At 28.1% G+C, this 26,611-nt stretch carries 28 protein-coding genes; 13 read left to right on the forward strand and 15 right to left on the reverse strand.

The genetic code is table 11. From position 1 onward, the window contains the following. The first annotated feature begins 5 nt into the window (after positions 1–5). The 6 genes from ACLGL0_RS03650 (at position 6) to ACLGL0_RS03675 (ending at position 3,821) form a co-directional block, all read left to right on the forward strand. Positions 6–662, forward strand: coding sequence for a transposase (locus tag ACLGL0_RS03650; RefSeq protein WP_314558002.1), 657 nt, complete (start codon positions 6–8; stop codon positions 660–662). Between the two features lie 136 nt (positions 663–798). Then, positions 799–1,197: a helix-turn-helix domain-containing protein gene (locus ACLGL0_RS03655; RefSeq protein ID WP_313962035.1), complete on the forward strand. Its 399-nt coding sequence runs from the start codon at positions 799–801 to the stop codon at positions 1,195–1,197. Positions 1,198–1,206: 9 nt separating this feature from the next. Next, positions 1,207–1,761 (forward strand): ImmA/IrrE family metallo-endopeptidase, encoded by a 555-nt coding sequence (locus ACLGL0_RS03660; RefSeq protein ID WP_233055900.1) that lies wholly within the window; start codon positions 1,207–1,209, stop codon positions 1,759–1,761. Positions 1,762–1,778: 17 nt separating this feature from the next. Next, complete coding sequence (locus ACLGL0_RS03665; RefSeq protein ID WP_411013666.1) at positions 1,779–3,191, forward strand: Y-family DNA polymerase; 1,413 nt, start codon at positions 1,779–1,781, stop codon at positions 3,189–3,191. After that, positions 3,188–3,544, forward strand: coding sequence for a hypothetical protein (locus ACLGL0_RS03670; RefSeq protein WP_233055898.1), 357 nt, complete (start codon positions 3,188–3,190; stop codon positions 3,542–3,544). The genes ACLGL0_RS03665 and ACLGL0_RS03670 overlap by 4 nt, the downstream gene beginning before the upstream one ends. Then, positions 3,537–3,821: a DUF5960 family protein gene (locus ACLGL0_RS03675; protein ID WP_411013667.1), complete on the forward strand. Its 285-nt coding sequence runs from the start codon at positions 3,537–3,539 to the stop codon at positions 3,819–3,821. The genes ACLGL0_RS03670 and ACLGL0_RS03675 overlap by 8 nt, the downstream gene beginning before the upstream one ends. 260 nt (positions 3,822–4,081) lie before the next feature. Here ACLGL0_RS03675 and ACLGL0_RS03680 read toward each other — a convergent pair whose 3' ends face one another. The 12 genes from ACLGL0_RS03680 to ACLGL0_RS03735 all read right to left on the reverse strand — a co-directional run bounded on the left by ACLGL0_RS03680 (position 4,082) and on the right by ACLGL0_RS03735 (position 17,837). Beyond that, positions 4,082–5,128 carry a Fic family protein gene (locus tag ACLGL0_RS03680; protein ID WP_411013668.1) on the reverse strand — a complete coding sequence of 349 codons (1,047 nt, stop codon included), beginning with the start codon at positions 5,126–5,128 and terminating at the stop codon, positions 4,082–4,084. Positions 5,129–5,453: 325 nt separating this feature from the next. After that, positions 5,454–6,794, reverse strand: a complete 1,341-nt coding sequence (locus ACLGL0_RS03685) for a DUF4026 domain-containing protein (RefSeq protein WP_411013669.1) — start codon at positions 6,792–6,794, stop codon at positions 5,454–5,456. A 456-nt stretch (positions 6,795–7,250) separates the two neighbouring features. Further along, a complete protein-coding gene (locus ACLGL0_RS03690) occupies positions 7,251–8,015 on the reverse strand; it encodes a SigB/SigF/SigG family RNA polymerase sigma factor (protein ID WP_233055894.1) in 765 nt (254 codons plus the stop codon). A 4-nt stretch (positions 8,016–8,019) separates the two neighbouring features. Continuing rightward, complete coding sequence (locus ACLGL0_RS03695) at positions 8,020–8,367, reverse strand: ATP-binding protein (protein WP_411013670.1); 348 nt, start codon at positions 8,365–8,367, stop codon at positions 8,020–8,022. Between the two features lie 2 nt (positions 8,368–8,369). After that, complete coding sequence (locus tag ACLGL0_RS03700) at positions 8,370–8,675, reverse strand: STAS domain-containing protein (protein ID WP_233055892.1); 306 nt, start codon at positions 8,673–8,675, stop codon at positions 8,370–8,372. A 9-nt stretch (positions 8,676–8,684) separates the two neighbouring features. Further along, a complete protein-coding gene (gene gyrA / locus ACLGL0_RS03705) occupies positions 8,685–11,114 on the reverse strand; it encodes a DNA gyrase subunit A (RefSeq protein ID WP_347713921.1) in 2,430 nt (809 codons plus the stop codon). Positions 11,115–11,123: 9 nt separating this feature from the next. Further along, complete coding sequence (gyrB, locus tag ACLGL0_RS03710) at positions 11,124–13,040, reverse strand: DNA topoisomerase (ATP-hydrolyzing) subunit B (RefSeq protein WP_411013671.1); 1,917 nt, start codon at positions 13,038–13,040, stop codon at positions 11,124–11,126. Beyond that, positions 13,033–14,133, reverse strand: a complete 1,101-nt coding sequence (gene recF, locus ACLGL0_RS03715) for a DNA replication/repair protein RecF (RefSeq protein WP_411013672.1) — start codon at positions 14,131–14,133, stop codon at positions 13,033–13,035. The genes gyrB and recF overlap by 8 nt, the downstream gene beginning before the upstream one ends. Positions 14,134–14,135: 2 nt before the next feature. Then, the gene (locus tag ACLGL0_RS03720; RefSeq protein WP_313962291.1) at positions 14,136–14,360 is read right to left on the reverse strand and encodes an RNA-binding S4 domain-containing protein; all 225 of its coding nucleotides are present in this window, start codon (positions 14,358–14,360) and stop codon (positions 14,136–14,138) included. Positions 14,361–14,369: 9 nt separating this feature from the next. Then, positions 14,370–15,476 (reverse strand): DNA polymerase III subunit beta, encoded by a 1,107-nt coding sequence (dnaN, locus tag ACLGL0_RS03725; RefSeq protein WP_411013673.1) that lies wholly within the window; start codon positions 15,474–15,476, stop codon positions 14,370–14,372. A 275-nt stretch (positions 15,477–15,751) separates the two neighbouring features. Then, positions 15,752–17,167 (reverse strand): chromosomal replication initiator protein DnaA, encoded by a 1,416-nt coding sequence (gene dnaA, locus ACLGL0_RS03730; RefSeq protein ID WP_411010383.1) that lies wholly within the window; start codon positions 17,165–17,167, stop codon positions 15,752–15,754. Between the two features lie 475 nt (positions 17,168–17,642). Then, the gene (locus tag ACLGL0_RS03735; protein ID WP_411013674.1) at positions 17,643–17,837 is read right to left on the reverse strand and encodes a hypothetical protein; all 195 of its coding nucleotides are present in this window, start codon (positions 17,835–17,837) and stop codon (positions 17,643–17,645) included. A gap of 264 nt (positions 17,838–18,101) precedes the next feature. Here ACLGL0_RS03735 and rpmH point away from each other — a divergent pair, with 264 nt between their 5' ends. From rpmH to ACLGL0_RS03770, 7 genes are all read left to right on the forward strand, one after another. Beyond that, entirely contained in the window at positions 18,102–18,236 is a 135-nt protein-coding gene (gene rpmH / locus ACLGL0_RS03740; protein WP_004832453.1) for a 50S ribosomal protein L34, read from the forward strand. A gap of 114 nt (positions 18,237–18,350) precedes the next feature. Next, complete coding sequence (gene rnpA / locus ACLGL0_RS03745) at positions 18,351–18,692, forward strand: ribonuclease P protein component (RefSeq protein WP_233055884.1); 342 nt, start codon at positions 18,351–18,353, stop codon at positions 18,690–18,692. 8 nt (positions 18,693–18,700) lie between these two features. Beyond that, the gene (yidD, locus tag ACLGL0_RS03750) at positions 18,701–18,901 is read left to right on the forward strand and encodes a membrane protein insertion efficiency factor YidD (protein ID WP_411013710.1); all 201 of its coding nucleotides are present in this window, start codon (positions 18,701–18,703) and stop codon (positions 18,899–18,901) included. 9 nt (positions 18,902–18,910) lie between these two features. Further along, the gene (locus tag ACLGL0_RS03755) at positions 18,911–19,609 is read left to right on the forward strand and encodes a YidC/Oxa1 family membrane protein insertase (RefSeq protein ID WP_411013675.1); all 699 of its coding nucleotides are present in this window, start codon (positions 18,911–18,913) and stop codon (positions 19,607–19,609) included. Positions 19,610–19,625: 16 nt separating this feature from the next. Next, positions 19,626–20,324: an RNA-binding cell elongation regulator Jag/EloR gene (gene jag, locus ACLGL0_RS03760; RefSeq protein ID WP_314557896.1), complete on the forward strand. Its 699-nt coding sequence runs from the start codon at positions 19,626–19,628 to the stop codon at positions 20,322–20,324. A gap of 62 nt (positions 20,325–20,386) precedes the next feature. Next, positions 20,387–21,757, forward strand: coding sequence for a tRNA uridine-5-carboxymethylaminomethyl(34) synthesis GTPase MnmE (gene mnmE, locus ACLGL0_RS03765; protein ID WP_411013676.1), 1,371 nt, complete (start codon positions 20,387–20,389; stop codon positions 21,755–21,757). Positions 21,758–22,268: 511 nt separating this feature from the next. After that, positions 22,269–23,513, forward strand: a complete 1,245-nt coding sequence (locus ACLGL0_RS03770; protein WP_411013677.1) for an MFS transporter — start codon at positions 22,269–22,271, stop codon at positions 23,511–23,513. Between the two features lie 63 nt (positions 23,514–23,576). On the opposite strand, the gene fni is transcribed toward ACLGL0_RS03770, so the two are convergent. The 3 genes from fni to ACLGL0_RS03785 are packed head-to-tail and all read right to left on the reverse strand — an operon-like array spanning position 23,577 to position 26,205. Next, complete coding sequence (gene fni / locus ACLGL0_RS03775) at positions 23,577–24,587, reverse strand: type 2 isopentenyl-diphosphate Delta-isomerase (protein WP_411013678.1); 1,011 nt, start codon at positions 24,585–24,587, stop codon at positions 23,577–23,579. 11 nt (positions 24,588–24,598) lie between these two features. After that, the gene (locus tag ACLGL0_RS03780; RefSeq protein ID WP_411013679.1) at positions 24,599–25,651 is read right to left on the reverse strand and encodes an LCP family protein; all 1,053 of its coding nucleotides are present in this window, start codon (positions 25,649–25,651) and stop codon (positions 24,599–24,601) included. Between the two features lie 11 nt (positions 25,652–25,662). After that, entirely contained in the window at positions 25,663–26,205 is a 543-nt protein-coding gene (locus ACLGL0_RS03785) for an isochorismatase family protein (RefSeq protein ID WP_411013680.1), read from the reverse strand. Between the last annotated feature and the right edge of the window lie 406 nt (positions 26,206–26,611).

The raw sequence follows: 26,611 nt of genomic DNA on the forward strand, positions 1-26,611 counted from the left end.
AAAAGATACAATTTGTAGATTCAACACATGTAAAAGCCCATGCAAATAGACATAAGAATATAGAAGTAAAGATAGAAAAGAAAGCAAAGAAATATCATAGTCAATTAAATGAAGAGATAAAAAAAGATAGAGAATTAAAAGGAAAAAAGGAATTAAGTCCCACCAACAGAACAGAAGTAGTAAAGAAGGTAGAAAGTACAACAGATAAAGAAAGTGGATTATTCCATAAGGGAGAACATAAAGAGGTTTTTGCATATAGTGTACAAACAAGTTGTGATAAAAACGGGTGGGTACTAGCTTGTAGAAGTTATGCAGGGAATTTACATGATAGTGAAACATTTATGGATTTTTACGAAAAGGACTTAAAGAAATTCGAGTTAAGAAAAATAGTAATGGATGCAGGATATAAAACACCGGCAATAGCAAAGATGTTAATAGATGATAAAATACAACCTGTATTACCATACACAAGTCCAACAGGAAAGAGAAAAGAACTATTTTATCCAAGAGATTATGTATATGATGAATATTATGATTGTTACATATGCCCAGAAAATGAGATATTAAAATATAGTACGACAACAAGAGAAGGATATAGAGAGTATAAAAGTGATATTTTTACTAAAACATTGAAATATAGACTACTTAAAAAATTTTTTTGATTTACCTATTGACTTTTAATAGAAGTTTAATTTATAATAGTAGTAATCTAATTTCTATTATTTAAAATTTAATTTCTAAATTTAATTAGTTTAAATATATAAATAGAAATTTAATTTCTATAAGGGGGGATGTAAAATGAGTTTTGGAAAAAAGATTAAAACATTAAGAGAAAAGAAAAATTTAACTCAAAAAGAACTTGCAAATCTTTTAGGAACCACTTCTAAAACTGTTAGTAATTATGAAGCAAAGGACCTAAGACCTAGAAAAATGGAAATGTATGAGAAACTTGCAAATATTTTTGAAGTAAATGTAAATTATTTACTTACTGATGAAGAATACTTTATTATAAATTCTGCAGAAAGTTTTGGAAATAAGGGTGCAAGAGATGCTCAAAGTTTAGTTGAATCTATGACTGGCCTTTTCGCAGGTGGAGAGCTTCCCGAAGAAGATAAAGATGTACTTTTTGAAGCTATTTCAGAAGCATATTGGCAATCCAAATTAAAGAATAAAAAATATGGAAAAAATAAAAAGTAGGTAAAATAAATGAGTAATAAATGGATTTACGACAAGGTTAATAGTCTTGTTAAGAAATATCAAACTAGAGATCCCGAAGAACTTATTAAACTACTCAATATTAATTTAATATATATGAATCCAACAAAGACCCTACTTGGTATGTATAGAGTTATTTTAAAAAATAGATTTATTTTCATACCAAATAATGTAGGAAGTCTTAAAAAGACTGTATTAGCTCATGAATTGGGACATGATCAACTTCATAGACAAGAATGTATTAAAGGTGCAAGTTTTCATGAGAGTAGAATTTTCAATCCTACAAATATTTATGAAATGGAGGCTAATGTCTTTGCTGCTCATCTTTTAATTTCTGATGAAGACATTATTTCAATGATTAAATATGCTCAAAGTGATAGAGAGCTTGCTTATGAAATTGGAGTTGACTTAAATCTTTTAAATTTAAAAATTTCTGAAATGGCAAAGATGAATTTACTTGATATTAATCAACAAAATAGTTTTGTGCCTGATTCTACTTTTTTAAAAGACTATAAACCACTTGATGACGATTGGAATGATATTTAATTTTATAAGGAGGAGTTATGGGTTTAATAGATTATTCTAAAGAGCCCTGTTCAGACATTGCATTTATTGATATGAAGTCATTTTATGCGAGTGTAGAATGTGTTAAAAGAGGACTACATCCTCTTAATACCTCACTTTGTGTTATGAGTAGAGCTGATAATTCAAAAGGTCTAATACTTGCAAGTTCTCCTACTTTTAAAGAGGTTTTCGGTAAAAAAAATGTTGGAAGAAGTAGAGATCTTCCCTTTGATATAAATACAAGAAAATTTAATTATGCAAATGCTTATAGACAAAATATTAAAATAACAAAAGAATATGTAAACTATATCGAAAAATGGGCTGCTAAAACTTTTATTGTTCCGCCTAGAATGGCTCTTTATATTGCAGAAAATTTAAAAATACAAAAAATTCTACAAAACTATGCAGGTAAGGACGAGATATATCCCTATTCTATTGATGAGGGCTTTATAGATTTAACTACCTCATTAGACTATTTTGTTACGGATAAAAATATGAGTAGAAGAGAAAAACTAGATATTATATCTTCAAAAATTCAAAATGAAATTTGGAAAGAAACGGGAATTTTTTCAACAGTTGGAATGAGTAATTCAAATCCACTACTTGCAAAATTAGCTTTGGATAATGAAGCTAAGAAAAATAAAAATATGAGAGCTAATTGGTCTTATGAAGATGTTGAAACGAAGTTATGGAAAATAAAAAAATTAACGGACTTTTGGGGAATTGGAGAGAGAACAGCAAAAAGACTTGAAAAACTTCATATACATTCCATAGAAGAATTGGCAAATGCAAACCCTGATAGATTAAAAAAAGAGTTTGGAATTATAGGTGTTCAGCTTTGGTTTCATGCAAATGGTGTTGATGAGAGTAAGGTTACAAAACCATATATCCCACAGTCAAAAGGAATTGGAAATTCACAGATTCTACCTAGAAATTACAATAGTCAATCAGAAATTGAAATTGTACTTCGAGAAATGTCTGAACAGGTTGCAACAAGACTTAGAAGAATAAATAAAAAAGCGACTGTAATTTCTATTCATATCGGTTTTAGTTATGATGAAGATTTAAAGTCTATTAATTCAAGTAAAAAAATTACTCCAACACAGAGTACAAAAGAGCTTACAAATCATATTTTATCCCTATTTAGAGAAAAATATAGAGGTGGCTCTGTAAGGAATATCGGTGTTAGATTTGATAAATTAACAGATAGAGATTATAAGATTTTAACTCTATTTGACGATATAAAAACAGTAGAAAGAAATACAAAATTAGAAAAAGCTATAGATGATATTAGAGATAAATTTGGCTATCTATCAATTCAAAAAGCGACAGCCTTAATGGAAGGCTCAAGAGTTAAAGAAAGAAGTACCTTAATTGGTGGACATTGTGGAGGACTTGACGGAATTATATGATTAATCGTAGTTACTTGCCTTATAAATCAGCAAGAGAATATTTAGATAGAGGAATGGCTAAGTGGATGGGATTTTTCATTTCAGAACATTCAACTGCCCTCTCCAAAGAAGGCGATACCATTGACTTTACAAAAGCTATGGACGAAGAAGAAAAACTATTTTTCTTATCATGGGCATTTTTTAATAACAAAAAAATTTTACTATATACAAATTTACAAAAAGAGCCATATCTTGGAAAAATCTACGATATGACTAAGGAAAAACTATATCTTAATATGAAAAATAGAACACCTAACTTTTTGTATTCACAAATTTTAAAACTTACAGTTGCAGAGGTGATTGAAGATGAATAATATTGAAAAAAATAATGTTCAATTTGACTACTTTAGTAGTAATTACCAAAAATTTGAAGAAGACTTTTACAGATTTTCAGATATTAACATACCTCTAACATTTCTAACTGACGATATCCTAAGACTTATGGTAAAAACTAAAAAAAATTACTTTAGACTAAATGCCATAAATTCAAGAGATAAAAAAGATCATTACTTTATCTTTAAAGAACATACACATCTTGATAATAACCATGTTTTAAGATATGAGTATATCGGACATAAATTTTCAATATGAAAAAGCCCACAAAATAGTATTTATTTTAAGGGCTTTTTGAATATTTAAGGGAGAATTTACGAAAAAAGCTTATTTATTTTTCACGTCTAGCTGTCAAACAAAGGTATTTCCACTTATACGTCATCTCGACTGTAGCGGAGCGGAATGGAGAGATCTCATACTTTTGTGTTAGCAAAAGTAAATGTATCGTAGATACATAAAATTATTTAAATTAAATATTTCTACAAACAAAAAACCAACGGATTTCCGTTGATTTTTCACTATTTTAATCTTATATATTTTGTAGCTCTGCCTATGCCCTCTCTTTTTATTTCTCCATCATCTACTAATTTCCTTAATGAACCCTCGATAGAACTTAGACTTAGAATTGGACAAAGCTCTCTAATATCTTGCTTTGTAAATCTTCCGATTTTCTGTGAAATAGCCTTTCTTACAAGCTCTATAGCAGGAATATTTTCTTCTACAATGGAAAATCTATCTTCAAATTCCTTATATCCTGCAAGAATTATACCTAATAAATATTTCATAAATGGAAAAATATCCTCATCTTCTTCGTGCCAATTGAATCCTGATTTTTGAAGTGCCTCATAATAAGCCAATTTATCCTTTGCAATCAAAGCTTCTAAAGATATATATTTACCTACATAAAAACCGCTTCTATAAAGTAAAAGTGTTGTAAGTAATCTGCTCAATCTGCCATTTCCATCATTAAATGGATGAATACATAAAAAATCGTGAATAAAAATTGGAATAGCAATAAGCGGATCTATATTAAAATTTCCAATAACTTTATTGTATTCACTACAGATATTTTCTAAAGCTTCAGGTGTTTCAAAAGGTGAAAGAGGTGTAAATAAAGTTTCTGACTCTCCATTTGAATAATTTATAGTAATATAATTTTGAATATTCTTAGTCTTTCCAGCAAGTGGATTATCCATATATCTGAACATCATTTTATGCATTTGTAAAATATAATTCTTTGAAATAGAAATGACATCAAAATTTTCGTGAATAATATTAATAACATCTCTATACCCAGCAATCTCCTGTTCATTTCTATTTCTTGGAGTTGTCTTTTCTTCAACTAACTTTTTAAGTCTTGAACTTGTCGTAACAATTCCTTCAATCTCATTTGAAGCCTCTGTACTTTGAATCTTTGCAATTTCAATAAGTTTATTTAATTCTTCAGGTCTTTGCTTTAAATATAATTCCTGTTTTCCTTGATACTTATAAATTGAAGCGACTAAAGATAAAATTTCAGAGTCCCATTTTTTATCTTTTATTTTGGAATAATTAAAATTTCTCATTGAATTTCTCCTTAAAATAATTTTATCCCTTAAAATATAGCACATTTTAAGGGATAAATCAATATTTAAGGGCAAAATTGTTTTTATAAAAATTAATATACAATTTTTGAAGCTTATTAACTTTTAACGTCTAGCTATTAAACGAAGGCACTTTCCTTTATACGTCTATACGTCATCTCGACTGTAACGAAGCGAAGCTGAGTGTAATGGAGAGATCTCATACTTTTGTGTTAGCAAAAGTAAATGTATCGTAGATACATAAAATTATTTAAATTAAATATTTCTACAAACAAAAAACCAACGGATTTCCGTTGATTTTATTTCCTTATAAATCTAACAAATATACAGTCTCTGGTGTTATTGCACCCTTTTCAGTATAAATCTTCCAATCACTTACATAATTTATAGAATATAACCCCTCATCACCTTCATGTAAATCTGGAATGTGATATGGTTCTTGAGTCAATACTGCCTTGAAACTATCTCCTTCCATAGAAATAGCCTCAAACCAAATATGTTCAAGATTTGTACTATCCAAATTACCTTCTTCATCTATTGTTTCAAGTCCTAATTTAATAATAATAGTAATATCTTCATTGCTTTCTTGTTTTTTCTTAAGCATTCTTTCAACATAAGAAAATCTTTCTCTGGCTAAATCACTCATTCTAGCAGTTTCTTCTTTACTTAAGAAAAACATTGGGTTATTAACAAACTTTTCTGTAAATTTTGAAGGTAAACTTACAATGTTATTATTATAATCTTCTTCACTTTCATATAGGAAAATTATATTTGTTTTAGAATTATGAGATTCTTTTCTATCTTCAAGTCCTCCAAGAGTAACATTAGGATAATATTTCAAAGCATCAATCCATTTTTTAGATGTAGCAACTATTGGAGATCTATCATAAAAAATTCCCAATTGTATATCTTCTTCATCTTCATTAGAATAATTTCCATCTATCATTCTAGAAGCATAATTAGAAAGTAAGCTATAATGTGCTTCGTAATCTTTCTTATTTGAATCTAAAATCTCAATTTCGTGAAGATTACATCTACATAAACCATGAGTATGTAACCAAACTTCATTCTCATCATAAACTGCTTGAACAGTATATATGCTTGATGGAGCAGGAAGCACATTTGATTTTACTGCTAACTCAACCCATTTTTTATTTAACATTCTTTCAGCACTTTCATCACAAAGAGCAACCATTTCAGGAACCATAGCATATACAAGCTTAAGCTGTAAATGGTAACATATTTTAGCATCTCCTTCAAATTTCATATAAACAATTAAGGCATTCTTTGCATTTAAAATATGTTCTTTTTCTTCTTCTGTAAAATATTGTAATTGCCATTGATACATTTCTTCTGCATAAAAATCTCCAAGATAAAATCTTACATCAAAATTAGTTCCTTTATATGATAGAACAATCTTTCCAGGATAATCTTCACTTGGAAGACTTTTTTCCTTAATTTCAATACCATCTATTGCTTTAATATTTTCAAAAATATCTTCTGTTATTGTGTAATTTTCAGGAACTAATGCTAACATATGTGAAAATTCTTCCCAATAAGCAAGCGGTGCTTCTTTAAGACTATTTTCTTCTTTCTTTTCTTTTGACCCATTAAATAATCCATTAACAACCTTTTTTAAAAAACTCATTATTTTTCTCCTTTTGCATTAATACAATCACTGTCAGTATAACACAAGAATTATGTAGATTCAATATTTTTTACACTAAAAATATTATAATTTTAATTTCATTAAAATAGACTATATTCATAATTATGGAGATTTATGAGATCTCTCCGCTCCGTTTCACTCCGGTCGAGATGACGTGCTGGGGGATTTTCTTTTCAAAGTGCTGTGACGTGAATTATTTTACCTTATAAAATTATTTATTATTTTTAGTAAGCTTATTTACTTTTAACGTCTAGCTGTAAAATAAGAATTATTCCCTAATACGTCATCTTGAGCGAAACGTAGCATTGCGAAGTGAAGTCGAAAGATCTCATACTTTTGCTTTAGCAAAAGTAAATGTATCGAAGATACATAAATTATTCAAATTACATACTTACCCCCACAAAAAAATCAACGGATGTCCGTTGATTTTTTGTATTATACATTCATTTCTTCTCTAAACTTTGCAAGTGCCTTTTTTTCTAGACGGCTTACTGTCATCTGTGAAATGTTTAGCTCTTTTGCAAGAGCAACTTGTGTTTTTTGTTCAAAATATCTTCCAAGAATTATTTGCTTTTCAACTTCGGATAATTTGTCTAAAGTTTTTCTGATAAAGTCTTGATTATCAATAAAATCATATTCTTTATCATCTTCTCCAACGACATCAATTAAGTTTGTATCCTTATCTTCGCTATCTGAATTTTCAAAACTTTGGTCTAAGGATTGAGGTGTATAAACCTTACTAGCTTCCATAATTTCCAACACTTCTTCTTCAGAAAGTTCTACATAGTCTGCAATATCTTTAATTGTTGGAGTTCTTCCAAGCTCTTGTGTTAAATGATATTTTGCATTATTAACTTTTTTAGAGTTCTCCTGTATTCTTCTTGGAACACGAATTACCCAACCTTTATCTCTGAAATATCTCTTTATTTCTCCGACTATAGTCGGCATTGCGAAACTTGAAAATTCAAATCCTTTTGAAATATCATATCTATCTATGGCATAGATTAAGCCTAGACTTGCAACTTGGAATAAATCATCATAATCAATTCCACGATTTACATATTTTTTAGCTAAAATTTCAGCCATATATAGATTTTTTTCAATTAATTTATCTCTAAGTTCTGGTGTGGGATTTTCAAAATACTCTTTAAAAAGAGCTTTTATTTGTTCTGAGTCCGGTTTGTTATATCCCTTTTTCATAGCCCTATCCTTTATTTTTAACTAAAAGTACACTTTTTTCCTTAAATTCTATTTTATCAACTAAATTTTCTAAAATTAATAAAGCAAATTTATTTTCTTCTTTTTGTTGAATTTCAGAAATAGATACATCTGGTAATACTTCAATTTCAATTTTATCTTCAATAACAGCAATGCTAATTTCAAAAAAATTACCTTCATCAACAAATAAGTTCATAACTTCAGAAATTGAAACTTTTAAATCTTCGATACATTCAATATCCATGGCTATTGTATTAGCTATGGATGAGATTGAAAGTCTCACTGTTGAAATATATTTTTTTTCTGAAGGAATTTTTACAAATATCTTATCCATAATTACTCCTCAATATCAAATACTTTGTCTAAATCAGTTATTAGAAAAATCTTCTTAATATGTGGTTTTAATCCTTTAATAACAAGTTTTTCTCCATTTTCTTTTAAGTTCTTGTAAATACTTACAAAAGCTCCAAGTCCTGTTGAATCAATATATGATAGGTTATCACAATTTACTACTATATTTTTAATTCCTTTAACGGAATTTACTTTATCTTTAAAAGCCTGATTAGAATTTATATCTAAATCACCTTGTAAATCGACAAATAGTTTTTCTCCTTCTTGTCTTAAATCAACTTTTAATTCCATAATATCTCCTTATTCAACATCATTTACATATTTTGCAACTGCAACGATCTTGTCATCTTCTTTATTTACATCTTTAATTATAACTCCTTGAGTATCTCTACCTTTAACTGGAATATCCTTAACAAGAAGTCTTATAATTCCACCACTTTGTGAAAGAACTATAACTTCATCACTTGGATTTACAATTTTTGATGAAACAACATAACCTGTTTTATCAGTTACTTTATAAGTTTTAACACCTTTTCCGCCTCTATTTTGTACTTTGTAACTTGAAGTAAGAGTTCTCTTACCATAACCAAATTCAGAAAATACAAGTAGATGCTTTCCTTCTGAATCAAGATTCATAGAAACAACTTCATCATCTTTATCAAGTTTAATTCCTCTTACACCTTGTCCAGTTCTTCCAATTTCTCTTAAATCAGAAAGTGCGAATTTGATTGCAAGTCCTTTTCTTGTAACGATTATAGCTGAATCTTCAACTGTTGAAACTCTAACTTGAATTAATTCGTCATCATCAACTAAGTTAATAGCCTTCATACCAACTTTTCTAATAGATTTGAAAAGCTCAACAGATGTTCTCTTAATTGTACCTTTCTTTGTAGTCATAATTAAGTATTCATCAGCTTCTGTTTCTTTAACTGGAATTACTGCATTTACTTTTTCCCCATGCATTAATTCTAAAAGATTTATAATATTTTGTCCTTTAGCTTGTCTCTTTCCTTCTGGGATTTCGTAAGCTTTTAATTTATATACTCTTCCCTTATTAGTGAAGAATAAAATTACACTATGAGTTGAAGTGATGAAAAGACTGTCAACATAGTCATCTTCTTTTGTAGTAAGAGCTACAACACCTTTTCCACCTCTATTTTGTACCTTGTAAGTATCAGAAGGAATTCTCTTAATGTAACCTTGTTTTGTAAGAGTTATTACAACATCTTCTTCTTTGATTAACTCTTCAATTTCGATTTCATCAAAATTAGGTTTGATTTCAGTTCTTCTATCATCTCCAAATTTTTCTTTAATTTCAGAAAGTTCTTCTTTTATAATATTTAAGATTAATCTTTCATTTCCTAAAATTTCTTTAAGTCTAGCAATTTCTTTAATCAAAGAGTTATATTCTTCTTGTAATTTTTCTCTTTCAAGACCTTGAAGTCTTCTTAAACGCATTTCAAGGATGCTTTCAGCTTGAATTTTAGTAAAGCCGAAACGTTCCATAAGTTTTTCTTGAGCATCAGAATAAGAAGCTCTAATTATCTTGATGATTTCGTCAATATGATCAATTGCTTTTAAAAGACCTTCAACTATATGAGCTCTATCCTCAGCTTTTTTAAGCTCAAATTTACAACGTCTTGTAATTACATCTCTTTGATGTTCAACATAATGTCCGATTAATTCCTTTAAAGTTAAAACTTTTGGCTCACCATTTACAAGTGCAAGGTTAATTACACCGAAAGTAGTTTGCATTTGTGTATGTTTATAAAGATTATTTAAGATAATATTAGGGTTTGCATCTCTTTTTAATTCGATTACAATTCTAATTCCCTTCATATTACTTTCATCTCTAAGGTCAGAAATACCTTCAATTCTCTTATCTTTGATAAGTTCAACAATCTTCATAATCAAATTAGTTTTATTAACTTGATATGGAATTTCTGTAACTATAATTCTAGTTTTATTATTGTATTCTTCAATATTTGCAACTGCTCTTACAGTAATTTTTCCACGTCCTGTATGATAAGCTTGTTTAATTCCTTCAAGTCCCATAATATTTGCACCAGTTGGGAAATCAGGTCCTTTAACAAATTTCATAAGTTCATCAACTGAAATATCAAAATTATCGATATATTCGCAAGTTGCATCAATTACTTCATTTAAATTATGTGGTGGCATATTTGTAGCCATACCAACAGCGATACCAGCAGCACCATTTACCAAAAGATTTGGAAATTTACTTGGAAGAACAACTGGTTCTTTTTCGTTTTCGTCGTAGTTTGGAACGAAATCTACTGTATCTTTATTTATATCTCTTAACATTTCAAGAGCAAGTTTTTGCATTCTAACTTCTGTATAACGAGGAGCAGCAGCACCGTCTCCGTCAATTGTACCAAAGTTTCCTTGACCGTCAACAAGAGGGTAACGTAAGTTGAAATCTTGAGCAAGTCTTACAGTTGCATCGTATATTGCAGAATCACCATGAGGGTGATACTTACCCATTACTTCCCCAACAAGTCTTGAAGATTTTTTATAAGGCTTGTCTGGTAAAAGTCCTAGACCTTGCATTGCATAAATAATTCTTCTATGAACAGGCTTTAAACCGTCTTTAACATCTGGTAAAGCTCTTGCAACGATAACACTCATGGCATATTCAAGGTATGACTTTTTCATTTCCTTTTCGATATCTACATCGACAACATTTATTTTATTTTCTATATCAGCCATTTATTCCTCCTATGCGTCAATATTTTCAACATATTTCGCATTTTGTTCTATAAATTCACGTCTCGGTTCAACCTTATCTCCCATAAGAGTTGAGAAAGTTTCATCTATTGACACAAGTTCTTCATCATCAATATTTACTTGTAGGAAAAGTCTGTTTTCAGGATTCATTGTTGTTTCCCAAAGTTGTGCAGGATTCATTTCCCCAAGACCTTTATATCTTTGAATTCTATGTGAATCACGACCAAGTTCATCTAAACTAGCTTGTAATTCTTCATCAGTCCAACAATATTTTACAACCTTAACACCTTTAATAATTCCATAAAGTGGTGGTTGTGCAATATATACATGACCTTGTTCGATTAATTCTTTCATATAACGATAGAAAAATGTTAAAATTAAAGTTCTAATATGTGCACCGTCAACATCGGCATCAGTCATAATAACTATTTTTCCATATCTTAAATTATCTAAATTGAAATCTTTTCCAATTCCTGTTCCAAAAGCAGTAATCATTGATTTGATTTCTTCATAACCTAAAATCTTATCAATTCTTGCCTTTTCAACGTTCATAATTTTACCTTTAAGTGGTAAAACTGCTTGGAATTTGCTATCTCTACCTTGTTTTGCAGAACCACCGGCAGAGTCCCCTTCGACAAGGTAAATTTCATTTACAGCAATATCACTTTCTTGGCAATCTGATAATTTTCCAGGTAAAGTTGTATTATCAAGAATAGATTTTTTACGAGTTAAATCTCTTGCTTTTCTTGCAGCTTCTCTAGCTCTTGCACTACTTTGAGCCTTTTCAATTATAATTTTACCAACTTTTGGATTTTCTTCCAAGAAAGTCATCAAATTATCATACAAGAAAGTTTCAACAATACCACGGCTTTCACTATTTCCAAGTTTTGCCTTAGTTTGTCCTTCAAATTGAGGATTTGGAAGTTTAATTGAAACAATTCCAGTAAGACCTTCTCTTGTATCATCCCCTTGAAGATTAGCTTCCTTATCTTTAATTAAATTATATTTTCTTCCATAGTCATTTAAAGTACGAGTAAGAGCAGTTCTAAAACCTACTAAATGACTTCCTCCTTCTGGAGTATGGATATTATTTGCAAAAGTTAATACATTTTCAGAATATCCGTCTGTATATTGCATAGAAATTTCAACTTGTGAATCGCCTCTTTGTCCTTGAAAATAAATAACTTCACTATGAAGACAATTTTTATTTCTATTCATATACTCAACGAAAGATTTTATTCCACCTTCATAGTGGAAAGTTTCTGTATAGTCTTCTCTCTCATCAGTAAAAATAATCTTAACACCCTTGTTTAAGAATGCCATTTCTCTAAATCTGTTTCTTAAAATTTCTTTTTCAAAGATAGTTGTATCAAAAATTTCATGATCAGGTTTAAAAGTAATTATTGTTCCATTTTCTTTTGAAGTTCCAACAACTTCAAGTTTTGAAGTAGCAATACCTCTTGAGAATTTTTGTTCATAAAGTTTTCCGTCTCTCTTTACATTTGCAACAAGCCACTCTGAAAGTGCATTTACTACAGAAACACCAACTCCATGAAGTCCCCCTGAAACTTGATAAGCATTGTTATTAAATTTACCACCAGCATGTAGGATAGTTAAAACTGTTTCAAGAGTTGATTTTCCAGTTTGTGGATGTATCTCAACTGGGATACCACTACCATTATCTTCAACACTTACAGAATTATCTTTATAAATTTTAACTGTAATTGTATCACAAACACCAGCTAAAGCCTCATCTATACTGTTATCAACAACTTCATACACTAAATGGTGAAGTCCCTTTACTCCTGTTGAACCTATATACATACCAGGTCTAAGTCTAACTGGTTCAAGACCTGTTAAAACCTTAATGTCTTTAGCACCATAATCTCTAATTTTTTCTTTACTCATATCTTTCCTTTCTCACTTTTTCCATTTCTATGACATTTATATTCTTAAAATCATTTATAAAAGACTTATCTGTAGTCGTTATAAAGACTTGATTATCCGTTAAATATTCTAAAATTTCATATCTTCTATTTTCATCCAATTCACTAAAAAGGTCATCAAGTAGAATAATCGGTTTAACACCCTTATATTCTTCAAAAATATTTTTTTGACACATTTTAACAGTAATTATAATATTTCTCTTTTGACCTTGTGAAGAAAAACTTTTCGCATCATTTCCATTTAAAACAAATTTAAAATTCTCTTTGTGAATTCCAAAACTTGTTGTCTTGCTTTCACAATCCAATCTATATGTCTTTGTAAAATTCTCTAAAATTTCCTTTAAACACTCAGTTTCACTTTTACTATGATTACTTAAAATTGATTCATATTCAATACTAAGTGTTTCACCTGATAATTTTTGATGAATTGAATTTATTTCCATATTTATAAGGTCAATAAGTTTTTTTCTCTCCATACTGATTTCATAACATAAAAGTGCAAGTTTTTTTGTAAGTGCATTCATCTCTTGCTTGTAATAGCTAGATAAATTCATTCCTTTTAAAAGCATATTTCTTCTAAAAATAACATTTCTGTATAAATTCAATTTTTGTTTATATCCCTTTGTCATCTTCATAATGAAGCTATCAAAAAAATTTCTTCTAAAATTTGGACTTTCAGTTATGATTTTAAGCTCATCTGGAAAAAATCCAATAACATTTGAAAAATCATAAAGTTCATTTACACTTTTAATTTTGATATCATCAATTTTAAAAACTTTTTTCTTATCTTCCGTATACAAAAAGGAAATTTTATTTTCAAATCCTTTTTCATTTACAAAAGTATCAACTTTTGCAAAACTCTCATCAAAATTTATAAAATCTTCTTGTTTTACCTGTCTAAAACTTGACGCAACAAGAGAAATATAAATCGCTTCGAGAACATTTGTCTTTCCAATACCATTTTTCCCGACAAAAACATTTATATTCTCCTTAAAATCAAAAGAAATATCTTTTAAATTTCTAAAGTTGGTCAAATATATTTTTTCAACTATCAACTCTACCTCTTTTTAATAATTAAATTTACTTCTTCGTCATCAGCTAATACTTTAACAGTCATTCCATCATAAATTTTTCTACCACGTCTTGTTTCAACTTCTCCGTCAACTAAAACTAATCCTTCTGATATAAAGAATTTAGCATCAGCTCCAGTTTGAACAACTGCTGCATATTTTAATAGCGAATCTAATTTTATAAATTCAGTATCAATAATAATTTCTTCCATTTTTAACTCCTAATATTGAGAATCTTGTAATAAAACTGGTAAAACTAAATAAGTATAATCTATATTTTCATCTTCTGGTCTTATGATACAAGCACCAGCTCTACCGTTAAATGTAATTTCAACAAAATCTTGTTCTATTGTCTTTAATCCTTCTAAAACATATTTTGAATTAAAGGCAATTTTAAGATTATCTCCCTCTTTTTTGATGTCTATAACATCTTTTAAATCTCCAATTTCAGATGAACCTTCAACTAAAATACTATTATCATCTATTGTAAAAGTAACTAAATCTCCTTTTTCAGCCTTGTAGATAATATTTGCTCTTTCAATTGCATTTATCAAATCACGTCTTGAAACAATAACTTTTGTCTTGTATTCATAAGAAAATAGAGCCTTGTAATTCAAATAATCTCCGTCAATTACTCTAGTTGAAAAGATAGTATTTTCAAAAGTGAAAATAGCACTACCACTAACAAGAGAAATTCCTACAACTGATCCCTCAGGAACAATTTTTGAAATTTCATTTAAAGCTCTTGGTGGAATAATAACTTTTTTCTCTATATCTTCTGAAATTTTAAAACTTCTCTTTGCAATTCTATGTCCATCAAGCGCAACAAAATCAACATTATGATTTTCTATCTCTACATCAACACCATTTAAAACTATTCTATAATCATCAACTGCTGTTGCAAAAATAGTTTGTTTTGTTGCAACTTTAAGTAAATTATCTTGAACAGTAAAGTCCACTTTATTTTCAAAAGTTGGAAATTCTGGATATGAATAAATATCCATTGCAATAATATTAAATTTTGCATTTTCACTTTGAATAAACACTTTTTCTCTATCAACTTTAATAAGAACTTCATCATTAGGTAATTTTCTTACTATATTTGAAATCATTGAAGCATTAAGTAAAACTTCACCCTCTTTTTCTACCTTACATTCAGTTGAAGTTTCAATAGCCAATTCCAAATCAGTTGACTTCAAAGTTAATCTATTATCTTTGGCAATAAATAAAATACCTTCTAAAATTGAAGTATTATTTTTTAAACTTATAGCTCTTAAAGATATATTTATTAAATTCAAAAGATTATTTTGCATTATCTTTATTTCCATAATTTTCTCCTCTTTTCACATATAAAAAAATATAATTTAGTAGTAATAGTAGTAGGGGCTGTGGATAACTCAAACAACCCAATTTAATATTTGAATTTCAACATTTAACAACTGTATAACTACTGTATAATTTAACTAAATAATCATATACTTATAAACATATTAACAACATAAAAAACATTTAAAAGTTATCAACAACTTATCAACATACTTGTAAACAGTATAAGTTGAATAACTAAAAAATCCCTTAAAAATAATATTACTTTTTTGTAATATTAATCCTCTAACATTTTCTTTATATTCTCAATATCTTGCTTTACAGATTCTGTCGTCTTTATCTTTTCGTCAATCTTTTTAACACCATGCATAATAGTTGTATGATCCTTTTCAAAAGCAGAACCTATATTTCCTAATGCACAATCTAACATATTTCTGCAAAGATACATTGCAACCTGTCTTGGATAAGCTATTGAATTAGCTCTATTTTTTGAACTTAAATCAGAAACTTCAATCTTAAAATATTGACTTACAGTTTCTTTAATTAAATCTATATCCAACTCTCTCCTATTTAGTTCATTAAGCTTTTGAGATAAAATTCCCTTAACATAATCAACAGTCATCGGAGCATCTTGCTTCAATTTATAATGAGCCAAAACATTGATTAAAGCTCCTTCCAGCTCTCTAATGTTTGTCTTAATATTCATTGCAATAAATTCAAGAACCTCATTTGAAAGAGTTATCGGTTCATACTTTACCTTATCTTGTAAAATAGCCATTCTAGTTTCAAAATCAGGTGGTTGAATATCAACAGTTAGACCCATATTAAATCTACTTTTTAGTCTGTCTTCAAGATTTTTAATTTCCTTTGGTGGTCTATCTGATGAAATAATAATTTGCTTATTTCTACTGTATAATTCATTAAAAGTATGGAAAAACTCCTCTTGAGTTGCAGTTTTTCCTGCGATAAACTGAATATCGTCTATAAGCAAAACATCAACATTTCTATATTTTTTTCTAAACTCAGACTCTGAATTTTGATTTTTATCTCTAATAGAATCAATAAGATCAATAGTAAATTTTTCACTACTCAAATACAAAACTTTACAATCGAAATTCTTATGTATTTCATAACCAATTGCCTTCATAAGATGAGTTTTTCCAAGACCAGAATTACCATAAATGAAAAGCGGATTGTAAGTACCAGCTGGATTTTTGGCAACAGCTTCTGCTGCAGCCATAGCAAATTCATTATTCTTACCCTTTATAAAATTGTCAAAAGTAAATTTCTCTGTAAAATCCAAGGAATTGCTTGAAGCTGAAATTTTCTTTAATTTTCCTTTTTTTGTAGCCTTATCAGAAGATTTTGAAAAGAAAGAAGTTTGACCACCTGCATTTTTAATCGCTTCCAAATATGCATCATCAGTTGCTACAACAGGTAAAAGCTCAGTTTTTTCCTGAATTAGAGGAAAAAGCTGATTATTAATAGCATCTTCAATATAATCCTTAAAATTTCCATTTATAAAAGTTTTTATATAATTTGATTGGCAAAGCACCATTAACTTATGATTCTCATAACAAATTGGCTTTAAAACCTCAATCCAAGTTGCAAAACGGCTCTCTCCGAGCTTGTCTTTCAACTCATTGCAAACTTCAAGCCATAAGCTATCAACAATAATCTCATTTTCAAACATAAACTACTCCCTATACAAAGTTATTAACATATTTATCCACATTGAATAAAATTTTAAAAATATTGAAATTCCAACATTTATTAAGTGATTTATAAAAAAATTTCAAATAAATTAAAAAGTTATCCACATTATTTAAAAAGTTATACTGTTTATAAAAAAATTCGTATTTTTCAAAATTTTTAAAAAATATTTAAAAATTATCTCTAAATAACAAACAAATTATCCACAATTTTATTCTAGTTATCCACATATTACATTTTTGTAATATGATAAATTATAGAAAAATTTCATAAAATCTTCAAAATTTTAAACATTTTTTCACAGTTAAATTATACCAAAAATCCAAAAAAAACTCAAATTTATTGCACTTAAAACACAAAAGGAAAAAATATTAAATATAGTGGCAAAAATACTGTATGTTTAAAAATTTTTTGCACAAAAAAATCCACTTGCAAAATGCAAATGGATTAAAAAACTATTTCTTTTTTCTTTTTTTTAAATATTCAACTATACATAAAATCATAGCTACAGCTGTAACAATAATTGATAGTTTTTCATATGGTACAAAATTTTTAGTAAAGATAATTCTAAATGGAAGAAAAATCAAACAACCTATCGCAACATAAAAAAATATTTTTTCGGAAGTTGAAATATTTTGAGAATTTTTCATAGAAACCTCCTTTAACATTCTATCAACTAAAATTTACCAAATCTCTTTTCTACTACTTTAACTTAATGATATCATCTTTTATATTAAAAGTAAATAGTTAAATACAAAAACAAAATTATTTTGATTTGGCTAGTTTTGTTGTAAAAAATTTACATTTTTTTTATATTTTTACTTGACAATTATACTTAAAATAGCTTATAATCTATGGTAGTGTTTTATTAAATAACCTAAAGGTGATTATAATAAGGAGGTGTCATCTATATTATGAAAAGAACTTATCAACCAAATAGAAGAAAAAGAAGTAAAATTCATGGTTTTAGAAAGAGAATGAGTACAAAAGCAGGTAGAGCTGTATTAAAGAGAAGAAGACTTAAAAATAGAAAAGTTTTATCAGCATAGGCCAACGTTAGTGTGGCCTTTTCTAAAATTCAGCTTTTTATTTTTTTGTTGAAGTGATTATACTTACGAATCTAAAATATTTTGTTGTAAGTATGATGAATAGAAAGATGATATATGAATAAGGAAATTAGATTAAGAAAAAATAGAGAGTTTCAAACTGTTTATAGACGTGGAAAGAATTTTTGGAATAAAGATTTTACTATTTTTATTCGACCTACTAATAGGAAAAAAGTTAAGTTCGGCGTTTCTATTACTAAAAAGTTTGGAAAAGCAAATAAACGTAATTTGATTAAAAGAAGAATAAAAGAGATAATAAGACTTAATGTTTGTGATTTAGGATTAGGTTATGAAATGGTAATTTTACCGAAAAAAAACACTTTAGAAATTGATTACATTGAACTTGAGAGGTCTTTGTTAAGACTTATTAATTTTGCTTTAAAGAAGGTTTTAAATTGAGAAGATTAATGATTTTATTAATTAAATTTTATAGAAAATATATTTCAGGTCTTTTAGGACATGGAAAATGTAAGTTTACACCGACTTGTTCGGAATATGCTATTTTAGCATATCAAAAATACAACTTTTTTAAGGCGAGTTATTTAGTTATTTGGAGAATTTTAAGATGTAATCCTTTTGGAAAAGGTGGATATGATCCACTAAAATAGGAGGAATAAATGGCATTTTTAAGAAATTTAATGGGATCTGTATTGAAATTTATTTACGAAGGAGTCGCTACTATATTACCAAACGAGCCTTCAAGTATTTCATATTTAGCTATTAGTATTATTATAATTTCAATAATTTTTAAAGTTGTAATGTTCCCAATATTTTTAAGTAGTATAAAAAATCAAAAAATTCAAGCAAAGTTTGCAAAAGAGCAACAAAAAATTAGAGAAAAATATAAACATGATCCTCAAGCTATGAATCTTAAGCTGATGGAATTTAATAAAGAACATGGAATTAAACAACTTGGTGGTTGTTTACCAATGATTTTTAACTTAATTTTAGTTTTAGCGATGTTCGCTGTAATGAGAGAGCCATTGTTATACATTTTTGGGGATGCAAATGCAAATGTTATGAAAAATTTCCTTTGGATTAAGGATTTATCAACACCAGACCCACTTTTATATGGTCTTCCTTTGATAAATGCAGTTACTCAATATATCTATTTAGATTTGAGTAACAGAGATCAACAAGATAATCCTGCTGCAAAATCTATGGAAACTATGAAATATATATTCCCATTAATAATATTTATTTCTGCAAAGAGCTTCTCAGCTGGTCTTGCACTTTATTGGGCAATGACTAATGTTGTAGAAATTTTATTAAGATTGGCTTTAACTGCTTACGAAAATAAAAAAATGAGTAAGTAGTAGAAAGGAGCAAAGAATGAGTATTATTAAATCAGCAAAAACTGTTGATGAAGCTGTAAAACTTGCTTTAGGAGAGCTTTCAGCTGATATTGCAGATGTTGATGTTAAAGTAATAGAAAAACCTAAGAGTGGTTTCTTGGGCTTTGGTTCAAGAGATGCTTTAGTTGAAGTTTCATTAAAAAATGAAAAAGAATTTGAAAAAGAAGAAGATAGTCAACCTAGCGTTGAAGTTTCTTGTTGTAAAGAAGCTCTTAGTGCTAAGAGTGATGATATAGAAAAGATTGAAGAATTCTTAAAAGGATTAATTTCAAATATGGGAGTTAATGGCGAAATCAGTTATGATGAAGATGAAGAAGCTATTAATTTGTATATTAATGAATCTGATGATTTCAAAGTTTTAATCGGAAAATCTGGAGAAACTTTAGAAAGTATCCAATATATTTTAAGTATTTTTGCTAGAAGAAATACTTCTTTAGAAAAAAGAATTTATTTAGATATAAATGGATATAAGAAGAGAAAAGAAGAAACAATCAGAGAAACAGCCATGACTTTTGCTAAAAAAGCTATTAGATATAAAAAAGTTATGAGACTTAGACCTATGAATGCTTATGAAAGAAGAATCGTTCATTCAACTTTACACAATATGAAAGGTGTATTTACAGTGAGTGAAGGTGAAGAGCCACATAGAAAGGTTGTTATCAAACCTAAATTTTAATATGCAATTAAAAGAACGTCTAGGCGTTCTTTTGCTTTATTGTGGAACAACAAGGAGAAAATATGGAAAATACTATTGTTGCTATTGCTACTGCCACTGGAGAATCAGGAATTGGAATTGTAAGACTTAGTGGTGAAAAGTCAATAGATATTGTAAAGAGTTTTTTTAAACCTTATGATAAGAAAGAAATAGATGAAAAATCCAATAGAATAATGAAATATGGTCATGTTTACGATAAAGATGAACTTATTGACGAAGTTATGGTTTGCTTTATGTACGCTCCTCATACTTATACTAGAGAGAATGTTGTTGAAATCTTTACTCATGGCGGAATTGTATGTCTTAAAAGAGTTTTAAATGTTTGTCTTGAAAACGGAGCTGATCTTGCTGAAAAAGGTGAATTTACAAAAAGAGCCTTTTTAAATGGACGTCTTGATTTATCCCAAGCTGAAGGAGTTATTGACTTAATAAAGGCAAAAACAGAATTTTCACATAAGAGTGCGATTAATCAACTTGAAGGGCATTTGAGTAAAAAGATTAAAGAGTTTAGAGAAAAACTTTTAGATATTTTGAGCTTTGTTGAGTATTCTATTAATTTTACAGAAGATATGCAAGAGGAATTACCTTTTGATAATGTAATTTTAAAGACTGAAAAATTAATGGCTGAAATGGAAGAATTGCTTGGAGAGTCAAATAAAGGAAAAATTTTAAAAGATGGTATTAATGTTTCAATAATCGGTAAGCCAAATGTTGGAAAGTCTTCCTTACTAAATAGAATTTTAAGACAGGAAAGAGCGATTGTAACTGATATTGCTGGAACTACAAGAGATTTAATCAAGGAGGATATCGAGCTTTCAGGAATTAAATTAAATATAAATGATACTGCAGGAATTAGAGAAACTGCTGATGTTGTTGAAAAAATCGGAGTTCAAAAATCTATCGAAGCAAGTGAAACTTCCGACTTAAACTTAGTATTATTTGACATTTCAAGAGAACTTGATGAGGAAGATGAAAAAATAATTGAACTTGCAAATACAACTAAATCTATCGGAATTTTAAATAAGGTAGATTTGGATAAAAAATTAGACGTTGAAAAATTAAAAGAAAAGATAAATTTTGAAATAATAGAAATATCAGCACTTAAAAACGAAGGAATTTCAAAACTTGAACAGGCAATTATAGACATGTTTTTCGATGGTAAAATTGAGATTAAGGATAAGGCTTTAATTACAAATGTAAGACATGAAAACAGCTTAAAGAGTTCATTAGAATATTTAAAATCTTTCTATGGAGATTTAAAAAACATGGTTCCTATTGACTGTTGCGAAGTTGATTTGAGAAAATCCTACGAAGTGCTTGGAGAAATAATCGGTGAAAATATTTCTGAAAATATTTTGGACAATATCTTTTCAAACTTCTGTATTGGAAAATAAAGACGGTGCAAACCGTCTTTTTTGTGGGGTTTTTAATTAATTTATGTATCTACGATACATTACTTTTGCTAAAGCAAAAGTATGAGATCTCTCCGTTTCGCTTACGCTACAGTCGAAATGACGTTTAAGGAAATAGCTTTGATTGATAGCTTAACGTGAATAGTAAATAAACTTCAAAAATTTTTAAAAATCGCAAATAAAGCAAAATAATACACGTCGTAGCACCTAGCAAAACAAATCTCCCCAAACACGTCATTTCGACCGAAACGAAGCTAAGCTGAGTGTAGTTAATCTAGCCCTAACTTTGTTTACTTGTAAACAAAAGTAGGTCTGACGGGGTAAATGTATCGTTAGATACAATTGCTCTGGAAATCTCAACTATTGCTTGTTTACAAGCAATAGTAAGTCCTGTAAAGGACTTAAATAACAGTTTTCAATCTCCCAACTAGTTGAGATTTTTTAAAAAATGATGTATAATATAGCCAAAATAAAGTGTTAAGAGGAAAAAGTTATGGATATTGTAAAAGAATCAAGAAAACAGCTGATAAAATTAATTATGACAACTATAACGGGAAATTTCGGTAGTTCTATTTTATCTTTTATTATTGGACTACTTATTTTAAAAAAGACGGAATCAGCTTTAAACTTTGGTATTTCTCAAATAATAGGACCTTTAGTTGCTCTTGTTTTAGTTCCTTTTGTTGGGGCAATTGTTGATAAGTATAATAAAAAAATTGTAATAGTAATTGCTCAGACTTTTAGTATTGTAAGTTTACTTTTATATGCTTTAAGTTTAAATTCCAATGCTGAAACTAATTTAATCAATACCTATATGTTATTAATTTGTTTAAAGGTTGCGGATCAATTTTTAAATAATGCTTTTTCATCTTCAGTAAAAAAAGTTGTATGTGAAGAGTATATTCAAAAGGTAAAATCCTTTCAACAGATTGCATCTTCAGGGGTTTATATTATATCTCCAATTTTAGCAGTTTTTTTACTTACAAAATTAGAATTAATCCATTTTGTCCTTTTAGAAGCTGTTATTGAGTTTATAACTATTTTAATTGTACTTTTTATTAATTTTAATCTTATTAAGACTGAAGGAACAGAGAATAATGAAGAAAAGAAAGTTTTACATCTTTTTGTTGAAGGAATTAAGTATATGAAAGATAAAAAGGTTTTAGTTTTTATTATCTTCTTTGCAATGTTTATAAATTTCTTAATGGCGTCAGTTTCAGTTGGACTGCCCTATGTTTTAATTAATGAAATTAAGCTTTCCGATTACCTTTATGGCATTGTAAATGCGTCATTCCCTGTAGCGATGATAGTTTCTTCAATAATATTGTCAATTATGAAAGATATTGAATATCCTTTAGAGTTTTCTTTTAAATGGCTTCGTGGAATTACTGGATTTTTATTATTTTTAGGAATTGCCCTATTATTTAAACTTAGTACTTCTTCATATTTTATAGTATTTATTATATTTGCTTTTGGATTTGACTTTGTCGCTAATTTTGCTAATACACCAATGCTTGTATGGTTTACAAAGGCCATTCCTAATGAATATCAAGGAAGAGTTTTTAGTATTATTGAAACAGGATGTCAACTTCTAATGCCTCTTGGAATATTGTTCTATTCTATTTTATTTGATAAATTCAAAAGTTCATATATTTTTTTATTTTCTGGAATAGTTTTATTGGTATTTATATTTTTACCATATATTTTAAAAATAGATTTAAAGACAAAAGAAATTTAATAAGCTACTATTAGAATAATATAATAAAAAAATGAGAGTTTTTAACTCTCATTTTTTAATAATTTACAATATATCTTTTAATTTTCCAAATGTTTTGTACTTAACTTTTTTAAGTTCTTTAATATTTTTTACACCAAGAAGTAACATAGTCATTTTTGTTTGATAGATTAAAGATTTTAAATAATCTTCAGCTACTTTATATCCACCATGAACTAAAAATCTTAAAACTTCTCCTGCAATAGCAGTCATATCACTTCCAAGTATAATCGCCTTTGCGACATCTTCCCCAGTTTTTAATCCGCCAGATCCGATTAGAGTAAAGTCATTTGAAACTTTTCTACAATCTATAATACATTTTGCAGTTGGAATTCCCCAACCATAAATATTTGTAAAATCTAAATCTGTTCTTCTTAAATTTTCAATTTCTATAAAATTTGTTCCACCAAATCCACTGATATCAATGTATTTAACACCAATGTTCAACAACTTTTCACAAGTTTTCTTTGAAATTCCACAACCTGTTTCTTTAATTATAACTGGAACATCTAAGTTTTTTACAATATTTTCAATATTTTTTAAAATACCTGAAAAATTTCTATCTCCTTCAAACTGAACAATCTCTTGAGCGGGATTTAGATGGAGAGAAATAGCGTCAGATTTTAACATTTCAACAGCTCTTTTTGCATCTTCAAGACTTGATAGTGCAGAAAGATTTGAAATAATAACATTTTTGTTATCTAAAATATCATTAATTACTGTAAAAGATTCTACAAGTTCTTCATCTTGTAGTGCAACTTTTTGGCTTCCACTTTCAAAAGCAATATTGAAATGTTTGCAAAGTCTTGCTAAATCTTCGTTAATATCATAGGAAGTCTCTGCTCCCCCAGTCATTGCATTAATCAAAAGAGGAAAGGATAGTTTTTTTCCTAAAAATTCAACAGATGTATCTATTTCATCAAAATTCAAATCAGTCAATGCAAAATGTTCTATATACACATTTTCAAGTAAATTGCTAGATTTAAAGTTGCTCTTTAAAAAATTTTCCAAATGTTCTTTTTTTCTCTCGTTTTCCATATTCACCTGAATTATCTATTGTTATTATTGTTGTTATTATTGTTGTTATTTTTGTTAGTATTAGTATTACTATTGTTATTATTGTTCTTGTTATTATTATTGTTCTTGTTATTATTATTTTTTTCAGTATCTACTTGAGAATTTCCATTTTGATTATTAATCAAATAGTCACCAAACATTTCTTTAACAAGAGCATTTAACTTTGTACGATTTGGAATATAATAACTTGTATTATGAATATATTCAGCTTCTCCAGGAACTATTTCAGTATGCATCTTATCTTCAGATAAATTTTTAACCTTTAAAGATAATTTAGCAATTGTTGAGAAAGGAATGTTTGTATTTACAGTCTTTTTAACAACTTCTAAAATTTCTGGAAGTTTAGCGATATTTTTAGCCTTTGTTAATTCTTTTATTAAAGCCTTAATAATTAATTGTTGAGATTTAACACGGCCAACATCACCTTCTGTATATCCTGCTCTAAATCTTGCGAATTGTAGAGCTTGTTTTCCATTTAATATTTGTTTTCCAGGTTTTAAGTGAACATTATCTTCGGCAACGTCAACTTGAACTGGAACGTCAACTTCAATACCACCAAGAACATCAACAATGTCCTTAACTGAGAAGAAGTTAACTCTTACATAATAGTCTATATCTAAATTTAAGAAATCTCTTGTAGTTTTCATAGCCATTTTAAGACCGCCATAATGGTGTGCATGGTTTATTTTATCTAGTTTTCCATTTACCATTACTCTTGAATCACGAGGGATTGATAAAATATCAATTTTTCCTGTTTCAAAATTAACTTTTGCTAAAATCATAGTATCAGTTCTATTTTGTTCAGTTGTTGCTCCACTGAAGTCATCACTGTCCAAACCTAAAACTAAAAATAAAAGTTCATTTTCAACACGTTGCTCTATATTATTACCTTCACCCAAATCATTTCCTACAAATTCTACTTTTGATGTTAACTCCATAACATCTAAAATTCTATTGGCAACCCAAAATATTCCACCAAAAAGAACTAAAGATATAATGAAGGTTATTATAAATTTCTTTTTCATATAAAACTCCCTTACTTTATTAATTTACTAATTACTTTGAAACTTGGATGTTCTGATGATTTGATTAAATCAAACAAAATAGTTTCAACATTAGTAACACTCGCTCCCATTTGTTTAATTAAATCCAAACCATTTTTATAGTTTTCTGGATTTCTTGAACCAACTGATTCAAAAGGAAGATAAACCTTAAACTCGTCCTTTAAATCCTTGATTGTTTGATATATACAAATATGAGTTTCAACGCCAGCAACAATTACAGATGATCTTCCATCTTCTTTAAGTTTTAAAATCTCATCCTTAATAACTGGATAGGCTGAAAAACTGTTCTTTGAAAAATACTTCGCATTCACTTCGTTTAGAGAAGCTTTAATCTCAGGAATTGTTTCACCAAGTCCTTTTGGATATTGCTCAGTATAAATTACTGGAATATTAAGCTCTTTACAAGCATTAATCAATATATTTGTATATTTGATAATTTTTTCGTTATTTTGAATAACTGGCATTAATTTTTCTTGAATATCTAATACCAGTAAAAATGTATTTTCAATTTTCATAGAAATCTCCAAATTTAAGATTTAATTACCATAATTTAGTTTGATAATTTTTATAGAATTTATGGCAATAATTTAGTTTTACAACTAGAAATAGAATGCTCTACCGTAAAACTATTTTATATTATAATTAGGTTTACCATAAAAATATTAAAAAAGAAAACCTAATTTCATCATACTTTACATTTAAAAATAAATCTAAATAGAAAAGTATGATATACACTCTACCGTAAAACTAGGATTATTATAATTAGGTTTACCATAAAAATATTAGAAAAGAAAACCTAATTTCATCATACTTTACATTTTAAAAATTATCTAAATAGAAAAGTATGATATAACATAAGTAATTTTACATTCTATCGTAAAACTATTTTATATTATACACTCTATATACATTTTTTTCAAC

The organism is Parvimonas pharyngis, assembly GCF_046569675.1.
Classification (GTDB): domain Bacteria; phylum Bacillota; class Clostridia; order Tissierellales; family Peptoniphilaceae; genus Parvimonas.

Coding starts and splice junctions, on each gene's coding strand:
- ACLGL0_RS03655 (WP_313962035.1), top strand. CDS start 799: ATGAGTTTTGGAAAAAAGATTAAAACATTAAGAGAAAAGAAAAATTTA.
- ACLGL0_RS03660 (WP_233055900.1), top strand. CDS start 1,207: ATGAGTAATAAATGGATTTACGACAAGGTTAATAGTCTTGTTAAGAAA.
- ACLGL0_RS03665 (WP_411013666.1), top strand. CDS start 1,779: ATGGGTTTAATAGATTATTCTAAAGAGCCCTGTTCAGACATTGCATTT.
- ACLGL0_RS03670 (WP_233055898.1), top strand. CDS start 3,188: ATGATTAATCGTAGTTACTTGCCTTATAAATCAGCAAGAGAATATTTA.
- ACLGL0_RS03675 (WP_411013667.1), top strand. CDS start 3,537: ATGAATAATATTGAAAAAAATAATGTTCAATTTGACTACTTTAGTAGT.
- ACLGL0_RS03680 (WP_411013668.1), bottom strand. CDS start 5,128: ATGAGAAATTTTAATTATTCCAAAATAAAAGATAAAAAATGGGACTCT.
- ACLGL0_RS03685 (WP_411013669.1), bottom strand. CDS start 6,794: ATGAGTTTTTTAAAAAAGGTTGTTAATGGATTATTTAATGGGTCAAAA.
- ACLGL0_RS03690 (WP_233055894.1), bottom strand. CDS start 8,015: ATGAAAAAGGGATATAACAAACCGGACTCAGAACAAATAAAAGCTCTT.
- ACLGL0_RS03695 (WP_411013670.1), bottom strand. CDS start 8,367: ATGGATAAGATATTTGTAAAAATTCCTTCAGAAAAAAAATATATTTCA.
- ACLGL0_RS03700 (WP_233055892.1), bottom strand. CDS start 8,675: ATGGAATTAAAAGTTGATTTAAGACAAGAAGGAGAAAAACTATTTGTC.
- gyrA (WP_347713921.1), bottom strand. CDS start 11,114: ATGGCTGATATAGAAAATAAAATAAATGTTGTCGATGTAGATATCGAA.
- gyrB (WP_411013671.1), bottom strand. CDS start 13,040: ATGAGTAAAGAAAAAATTAGAGATTATGGTGCTAAAGACATTAAGGTT.
- ACLGL0_RS03720 (WP_313962291.1), bottom strand. CDS start 14,360: ATGGAAGAAATTATTATTGATACTGAATTTATAAAATTAGATTCGCTA.
- dnaN (WP_411013673.1), bottom strand. CDS start 15,476: ATGGAAATAAAGATAATGCAAAATAATCTTTTGAATTTAATAAATATA.
- dnaA (WP_411010383.1), bottom strand. CDS start 17,167: ATGTTTGAAAATGAGATTATTGTTGATAGCTTATGGCTTGAAGTTTGC.
- ACLGL0_RS03735 (WP_411013674.1), bottom strand. CDS start 17,837: ATGAAAAATTCTCAAAATATTTCAACTTCCGAAAAAATATTTTTTTAT.
- rpmH (WP_004832453.1), top strand. CDS start 18,102: ATGAAAAGAACTTATCAACCAAATAGAAGAAAAAGAAGTAAAATTCAT.
- rnpA (WP_233055884.1), top strand. CDS start 18,351: ATGAATAAGGAAATTAGATTAAGAAAAAATAGAGAGTTTCAAACTGTT.
- yidD (WP_411013710.1), top strand. CDS start 18,701: ATGATTTTATTAATTAAATTTTATAGAAAATATATTTCAGGTCTTTTA.
- ACLGL0_RS03755 (WP_411013675.1), top strand. CDS start 18,911: ATGGCATTTTTAAGAAATTTAATGGGATCTGTATTGAAATTTATTTAC.
- jag (WP_314557896.1), top strand. CDS start 19,626: ATGAGTATTATTAAATCAGCAAAAACTGTTGATGAAGCTGTAAAACTT.
- mnmE (WP_411013676.1), top strand. CDS start 20,387: ATGGAAAATACTATTGTTGCTATTGCTACTGCCACTGGAGAATCAGGA.
- ACLGL0_RS03770 (WP_411013677.1), top strand. CDS start 22,269: ATGGATATTGTAAAAGAATCAAGAAAACAGCTGATAAAATTAATTATG.
- fni (WP_411013678.1), bottom strand. CDS start 24,587: ATGGAAAACGAGAGAAAAAAAGAACATTTGGAAAATTTTTTAAAGAGC.
- ACLGL0_RS03780 (WP_411013679.1), bottom strand. CDS start 25,651: ATGAAAAAGAAATTTATAATAACCTTCATTATATCTTTAGTTCTTTTT.
- ACLGL0_RS03785 (WP_411013680.1), bottom strand. CDS start 26,205: ATGAAAATTGAAAATACATTTTTACTGGTATTAGATATTCAAGAAAAA.